Annotated in this window: 6 protein-coding genes; 5 read left to right on the top strand and 1 reads right to left on the bottom strand. The window is 36.3% G+C overall.

Features of this window, described 5'->3' with window-relative positions:
- Positions 1–297: 297 nt before the first annotated feature.
- Both Q8L85_03920 and Q8L85_03915 read left to right on the top strand, forming a co-directional pair.
- The gene (locus tag Q8L85_03920) at positions 298–1,056 is read left to right on the top strand and encodes a hypothetical protein (GenBank protein MDP1723828.1); all 759 of its coding nucleotides are present in this window, start codon (positions 298–300) and stop codon (positions 1,054–1,056) included.
- Between the two features lie 381 nt (positions 1,057–1,437).
- Complete coding sequence (locus Q8L85_03915; protein MDP1723827.1) at positions 1,438–2,352, top strand: hypothetical protein; 915 nt, start codon at positions 1,438–1,440, stop codon at positions 2,350–2,352.
- Between the two features lie 63 nt (positions 2,353–2,415).
- Here the strand turns inward: Q8L85_03915 and Q8L85_03910 are convergent, their stop codons facing one another.
- The gene (locus tag Q8L85_03910) at positions 2,416–3,213 is read right to left on the bottom strand and encodes a ferritin-like domain-containing protein (GenBank protein ID MDP1723826.1); all 798 of its coding nucleotides are present in this window, start codon (positions 3,211–3,213) and stop codon (positions 2,416–2,418) included.
- 205 nt (positions 3,214–3,418) lie between these two features.
- Here Q8L85_03910 and radA point away from each other — a divergent pair, with 205 nt between their 5' ends.
- The 3 genes from radA to Q8L85_03895 are packed head-to-tail and all read left to right on the top strand — an operon-like array spanning position 3,419 to position 6,399.
- On the top strand, positions 3,419–4,819 hold the full coding sequence (gene radA, locus Q8L85_03905) for a DNA repair protein RadA (protein MDP1723825.1): 1,401 nt from the start codon (positions 3,419–3,421) through the stop codon (positions 4,817–4,819).
- 6 nt (positions 4,820–4,825) lie between these two features.
- Complete coding sequence (locus Q8L85_03900; protein MDP1723824.1) at positions 4,826–5,701, top strand: CvpA family protein; 876 nt, start codon at positions 4,826–4,828, stop codon at positions 5,699–5,701.
- Positions 5,701–6,399, top strand: a complete 699-nt coding sequence (locus Q8L85_03895; GenBank protein MDP1723823.1) for an SDR family oxidoreductase — start codon at positions 5,701–5,703, stop codon at positions 6,397–6,399. Before Q8L85_03900 ends, Q8L85_03895 begins: the two co-directional genes overlap by 1 nt.
- The last annotated feature ends 506 nt before the right edge of the window (positions 6,400–6,905 follow it).

Genomic DNA, 6,905 nt, shown 5'->3' with positions numbered 1-6,905 from the left:
TTTGAAAAAATAAATCGATGTAATTATGTTAATTTTTTGCTAGCATTTGTTATAGATTTAATTGGTTAAAAGTGTCGTGTACTATGAGAAAATTTAGACATTCCATTATCTTGGGCTTATGCGAATGCTTATGCGCGCCTTAAAGAGTTTGAAAAAAATAATACGTCTATCGCACAAATTATAGGATGTTTACCAACAGAAGCTTTAGAAAGACTTTTTGATGAGCATGTTCAAGATCCTTCTATTCCTCTTTCAATAACAACGTTTAAGAATTATATTCTTGATATTGTTGATTTAATGGATCTATGCTTTCATCATAGCGAAAAAGAATTATGGAAAGCAATAATTGATGAAGTGTTTTCAAATAAAAACAAAGGTAATGCTGATGACTTATTCAGTCCTGTTTTTTTAAAAAAGCAAGGGATAAGCATTGAAAGTATTAATTTTTCTTTTTTTGATAATACAGGCCCTTACTTAAGTCCAGTAGAAGTAGGACCTAATAGAAATGCTCATGATAAAAAATATAGCCAAACAAACAGAAAATTTATTATAAATCATGATTCATTACATAACGGTGATACAATTCGATATTTAAAACCTAGTAATGTATTTTCTTTATTTCAACAATTTTATGAATGTATTGTTAATGCAGAAATCGGTAAAGAAAATCTTGATGTTCTTCAATTAGGGTTTTATCTTTTGACGCATGAACATCCTAGTGTATGGGAGCATTATACGCATGCAAATGAATCAAATTTAGTTGATATGCTTAAATATGGCATTGATGCAACAATTGACTTGCTTTTCTCTAACTTTCTTTATACTGACGCAGATACGTATGTCGTTTTATATAAAGACTCACTTGAAGGTATTGTTAATCTAGTTAAAAAATATAATACAGAAAAAGATAGTGTTTTCTCTGCTACGTGCAATAACCTTAAACATACCAATAGGTCTGTGCAAAATTTAAGTGATTTAAAACTCTTTTTAAACGCGTTTAAAACGAAATTTAAAAAGGCAGCGAAACAAATATGTTGTAACCTTGATCAGATTTAATCTCTTCCAAATTTGAACAAAATCTATACGTAACACCAAAAGATATCTCTTGAGGTGTTACGACTATCTATTTTTCTGCCAATTTTTCCGTAGCCAATTCAAAAACTTTGTAAACGCAAAAAGCACTACTTTACTTAGTCTTTCATGCGGATTTAAGCCGATAAGTTTAAAAGACATGTCAATATACGTTCTAAAAGTCTTAAACGAGTCAAGAAACAATTTTACGCTTTTCTAATTACCATTTTCTTATTTGATATGCATAAATAACAACAAGACAATTTACGTCTTTGCCTCCAATTTAAAATCAACGACATTATCTTAATAAAAATTTAACTATTTTTTGATACATTTAATAATAAAATCGTTTTTATGGAGGCTGTTATGTTTAAAAAATCTTCTATATTGCTATACATGATTCTTTTTTATTGTACGTTTAATAATAATGCCACAGCATTACAGGATACATCTGATTATGCAATCTCTCCAAAAGAAAATGCTATAAGTGAATCACCTAAAATTGCTAAAAATAAAACAATACAAAAAACGACGAAAAAGAAAAACACAAAAAAAACGCCACCTAAACAAGAAGTAGATCAGACTGAAACTCTTTTTTCAGTTAAAGGCGCAATAAAGGATGTTGGCCACGGTATTAAAGATACAGCCAAAAAAGTTGGAGGCGTTGCAAAAAAGGGCGCTGAAAAAACTGCCGATCTTGCAAAAAAAGCTGCCAAAGAAGCCAAAAAAGCTGGTAAAAAAGGCGTTGATATTGCAAAACAAGGTGCTAAAGAAGTTAAAAAAGGTGTTAAAAAAGTTTTTACCATGAGTGTTGATTTTGCGAAAAAAGTACCTTGGACAACTGTTTTTACAGAAGGACTTAAAATTGCAGTTCCTGCTCTTAAGGGATGCGTAAAAAGCGGTATTGCAGCCGCTGTACCAGCAATAATGGCAGGACCAGAAACATTGGGACTTGGTACTGTTGGCACGTTGGCAGGGGCTTGTGCTATTGGTGGCGCAAAATCAAGCATTCCAGCAATTCTTGGTGTCACAAAAAATGTATTTGATTCTTGGTCTAATAAGAAAAAAGCCGATGAGATTCAAAAACAAATTGATTTAAATCAACAAGATGCAAACGCTGTTAACAACTCTATTGGTCAAGCAAATAAAGCAAAAGCTTCCTTAAAAAGCAAAGACGAAAAAGATGCTGCTGATGTTGCGATTACAAAAGCCAAAGGCACAAAATCAACTATTGATGGTTTTGTTGGTCAACTTAAAGCCGAACAAAAAAAATACAAATAACAAGCAATTAACTAACGGAAAAAGGCTCAATCTGAGCCTTTTTCTATAACGAAATAAATAAAATCAATTTTTCTGCTGCCAATTCAAAAACTTTGTAAACGCAAAAAGCGCTATTTTACTTAATTTCCCATGAGGATTTAAGCCGATGGGTTTAAAGGACATGGCAATGATGCGTTCTATGTGGTGAGGCTTGTAAATCTGATACGACAACCGCGCATATTCAGCATTAGAAGCTTTACGGTTATAAGGCGTTTGGATGTTGTTAGCAGCATAAAATGCATAAGAAAGTTCATCATCTTGGCTTTCTAAAATGCGTTTGATAACAATCGACAATCGTTGAAAAAAATTCAATTTATCTTGTTTGTTATGTACTTTAAAATGATCATAAAATAATTTGTAATGCCTAAATTCATCGGCTGCAATTTTTTGTGCAATTTGTTTTAAAACGGGTTCTTTTGTGGCTTCAGTCAAGGCCGTATACATAGAACTTGTTGCTGTTTCAACAATACAGCGTGCAATTAACTCACCTGAGCGAGAGCCTCTAACAGAAGTCGTTTTATCCAATGGAATTTGATAGCCGTCAGAAAATTTTCGAAATGATGCATCAAACGAAAAGCTTGGATCAGCAAGTTCTGCCCATTTACCAAGGACCACACCATGCTGCACTTCTTCTTCTGCCCATTCTGTTGCCAATTCTTTAAAATCAGGTTCATCATTGAAAATATTATGCAAATAAGCAGCATAATGGCGTCCATTATACTCAACAAGGGAGGCTGTTTTAATAACAGGAATAATTTGAGGATCCACTAAAGAGGGGTCAAATTTATCCCAATCTATGTCCTCGATCGTCCAATGCTTCATTTCAATAAAAGCCCATTTTATGGTCAAATGCGTCGTCAGATTTGCTCAATCATTTTTCAAATTAAGTGAGCACGATTTACACACTTTGGATATTAAAGCATTTTTTTTGTTTTTTGGAGCTATTTTTATGATTAACCCTTTTCATTTTTTTTATATGTCTTAGAATGTACACATATAATTCATGAATCTAGAAGAAGTGTTTGTTTTGGCCAAATTAAAATCGCAATATATATGTCAAGCTTGTGGCGTTTCCTTTCCTCGATGGACAGGTAAATGCGATGCATGCGGTACTTGGGATCAAATTGTAGAGGAAAAACCATCTTCCTCTGCCGGATTTTTTATGAAAAAATCTGGGTCACGCCTTGATACAGTTGATTTATTGACACCTATTGTTATTCCTAAAAGACTGATGTCAAATACGCAAGAATTTGATCGTGTGACAGGGGGCGGCCTTGTTCCAGGAGGTGTTGTTCTTATTGGTGGCGATCCTGGTATTGGTAAATCAACTTTAATGCTTCAAATGGCATCACGATTATCCCATCAAACACCAACGCTTTATGTCTCTGGCGAAGAAGCTATCGACCAAATTCAAAGTCGTGCACATCGACTAGGCGTTGCACAATCACCTTTGGCGCTTGCGTCCAGCACTAATTTAAAAGATATTATTGCGACAATTGAAGGACCACAAGGCGCTAAACTTGTGGTTATTGATTCGATTCAAACAATGTTTTTAGATGATTTGGAAGCCTCTCCTGGGACAGTGTCGCAAGTGCGTGCGTGTTCGCATGAATTAGTCACTATCGCCAAAAAACGCAATGTTGCTATTTTAATCGTTGGTCATGTGACCAAAGAAGGACTTATTGCGGGCCCTCGCGTTCTGGAACATATGGTTGATACAGTGCTTTATTTTGAGGGCGAACGTGGTCATCATTACAGATTATTGCGGACTGTTAAAAACAGATTTGGCGCGACAAATGAAATCGGCATTTTTCAAATGACCGAAACGGGGCTCGAGGAAGTCAAAAATCCATCTGCTTTATTTCTATCAGAACGTCGCGAAGGTGTGAGTGGATCAAGTATTTATGCAGGCCTTGAAGGTACGCGTCCAGTTCTCGTTGAAATTCAAGTATTACTCTCGAAAACAGCTTATGGCATGCCAAGACGGACGACGGTTGGGTGGGATTTATCGCGTCTTGCCATGATATTGGCCGTTCTTGAAGCGCGATGTGGTCTTAATTTTGCGAATTACGATGTCTATCTTAATATTGCGGGTGGCCTTAAAATCACAGATCCATCATCGGATTTATCGATTGTTGCAGCGCTTGTATCTGCTTATTTTGATATTCCTTTGGATCCCAAAGCCATTTTTTTAGGCGAAATAGGATTGTCTGGCGAAGTACGCATGGTGCCGCATATGGATGTTCGGTTAAAAGAGGCTGATAAATTAGGCTTTACTTGTGCTTTTATTCCAGATATGCGATCTTTAACAAAGCAGATACATTTAGAAAGCATGACCTTGAATCCAGTTGATATGGTTAAGAAATTAGTAACAGACATGGCGAATCAACGCAAAAATCAAACAACAGAAGAAATATTAGGGGAGTAATACCAAATGTGGGAGCAATATTTACCAACAACGCCAACAGATATAGTGCTTGTTGTCATACTGGTATTATCGGCCCTTTTTGCCCTTTTCAGAGGCTTTGTCCGTGAATTTTTAGCCATTCTTGCTTGGGTTGGTGCCTTTTTCGTCACTATTTATTCATTTGGCTTTACCTATAAATTCTTTCACGGCTTTATTGATAATGAAATGGTTGCTCATGGTCTATCGGCAGCCCTTTTGTTCCTTATCAGTTTAATAATATTTTCCCTTATTGCACATACAATTGCATCATGGATTCATAAAACCCCCTTAAGTTCATTAGATCGCTTTTTAGGTCTAATTTTCGGCGTATTGCGTGGTATGTTGTTGATTTGCCTTTTATATATCGTCGTTGTTTGGTTCTATAAAGACAAGGAATTGCCTGTTTGGGTAACCCAAGCTAAAACATTGCCGCTCATTCAAAAAGGAGCAAATTATTTGGCTGATTTGGTTCCTGAAGAGCAACGCATAAAACTGATTAAAATGTTCCAAGAGTTCATTTCAGATAAGTCTGAAAAAGAAGAAGAGAATTTTATGAAGGATTCAGCCACTGCGCCAAGTAGTGCTGTTGGAAAAGGTCCTATTATTAAACATCGTTCTGAACAAAATCCACAGCATAATAATGTGATACATCCTTATACAAAACCAGAAAATGTGACACCTTCTCATCATCCTGCAACACCTACAAATAATGCGGCAAACAGGCCGCTAGACGATCCTATTCATGTTGAAACAAAACCAGCACCTGCATCACCTTCAGCAGCTGGCGCTGATGAAACCCCAACGCCAGGATATGATCAACAAACACGTGATCAAATGGATCAATTGGTGAAAAAGAAACAATAATGGTTGAGTCGCAAAAATATGCTTTAATTACCGGTGGATCTCGGGGATTTGGTGCTGCTTTTGCGTGTCTTTTAGCGCAAAAAGGGTATCATTTGATACTGCTTTCAAAGCAAAAAAAAGGACTAACTGAAACTGATGATCAAGTTCGAAAATTAGGCGGTAATGCAACACTAATTCCTTTCGATTTACGTAATGTTGATCTAATTGATGCATTAGCTTTTTCGATTGCTGAAAGATTTCCCCATATTGATTTGCTGATGCTTAATGCCGCTTATTTAGGTCAGCTTCGTCCTTTAACGCATATCACAAACGAATTTTGGGACGATTGTATATCAACAAACTTAACGTCCAATTTTAGATTATTGCGTGGGCTTGAGCCATTACTGAAAAAAACGCCTCAATCTGATCTTATTTTCGTAAATGATGCATTAGCTGAAAACCCGCAACCTTTTTGGGGACCTTATGCGATTTCTAAAGCTGGGTTTTTAGCAATGGCGCATATTTATAAAGCAGAAACGGCATCTGTTACCAATATCAACACACATATTTTTATGCCCCATCCAATGCCGACGCATCTACGCGATAAAGCAATGCCTGGTGAAGATAAAAATGCTTTAACGTCTTGTGATGAAGAGGCACTCAGGTTGTGGGCAGAGATACAAAACACCACAATGCAAGAATTAAAAAAAACAGCCTAAAATTTTTTTGCGTGTAACAAAATGATTCGACTAAGATTAATTTTTTTTTATAACTCCTTACACTCCGTGGGCACATCATTACCCCTAAGTACGCTCTCCTCCTACGTCCCGCGGGCATAACATTACCCATAAGTATAATAACCTATTGATGCTTAATATGAATTTTTAGACAATGTCCTCTTTTTAAGGGGCATATCTATATTATGCGCGTAAAAGAACCTTTAGTTTTCTGTCGTTGCGAGTTTCCCACCACCTAAAAGGGTCGGACTTAAAAGGAATGACCAAATTCGCAAACATGTGTATAAAAAGCTTGTGCGACCTGGAGGCCGTCGAAGCATTGGTGTTTGAAGAACCCGTTTGCGAGTCTGGTCCGCAGAAAGTAGCGAACTTATCAATGGTGGAGCAAGCTACCCCGATTAGAAGAATGCGCTATATTAGCTTTCTGTAGGACGCACTTGATATTAAGTGGAGTCCAATATAGATGATAAAACCAAAGAATTCAAAAG

The sequence above is a fragment of the Alphaproteobacteria bacterium genome (genome assembly GCA_030680745.1).
Classification (GTDB): domain Bacteria; phylum Pseudomonadota; class Alphaproteobacteria; order JAUXUR01; family JAUXUR01; genus JAUXUR01.
This window is presented reverse-complemented; position numbering and strand designations above follow the sequence as displayed.

Coding starts and splice junctions, on each gene's coding strand:
- Q8L85_03900 (MDP1723824.1), top strand. CDS start 4,826: ATGTGGGAGCAATATTTACCAACAACGCCAACAGATATAGTGCTTGTT.
- Q8L85_03895 (MDP1723823.1), top strand. CDS start 5,701: ATGGTTGAGTCGCAAAAATATGCTTTAATTACCGGTGGATCTCGGGGA.
- Q8L85_03910 (MDP1723826.1), bottom strand. CDS start 3,213: ATGAAGCATTGGACGATCGAGGACATAGATTGGGATAAATTTGACCCC.
- Q8L85_03920 (MDP1723828.1), top strand. CDS start 298: ATGGATCTATGCTTTCATCATAGCGAAAAAGAATTATGGAAAGCAATA.
- Q8L85_03915 (MDP1723827.1), top strand. CDS start 1,438: ATGTTTAAAAAATCTTCTATATTGCTATACATGATTCTTTTTTATTGT.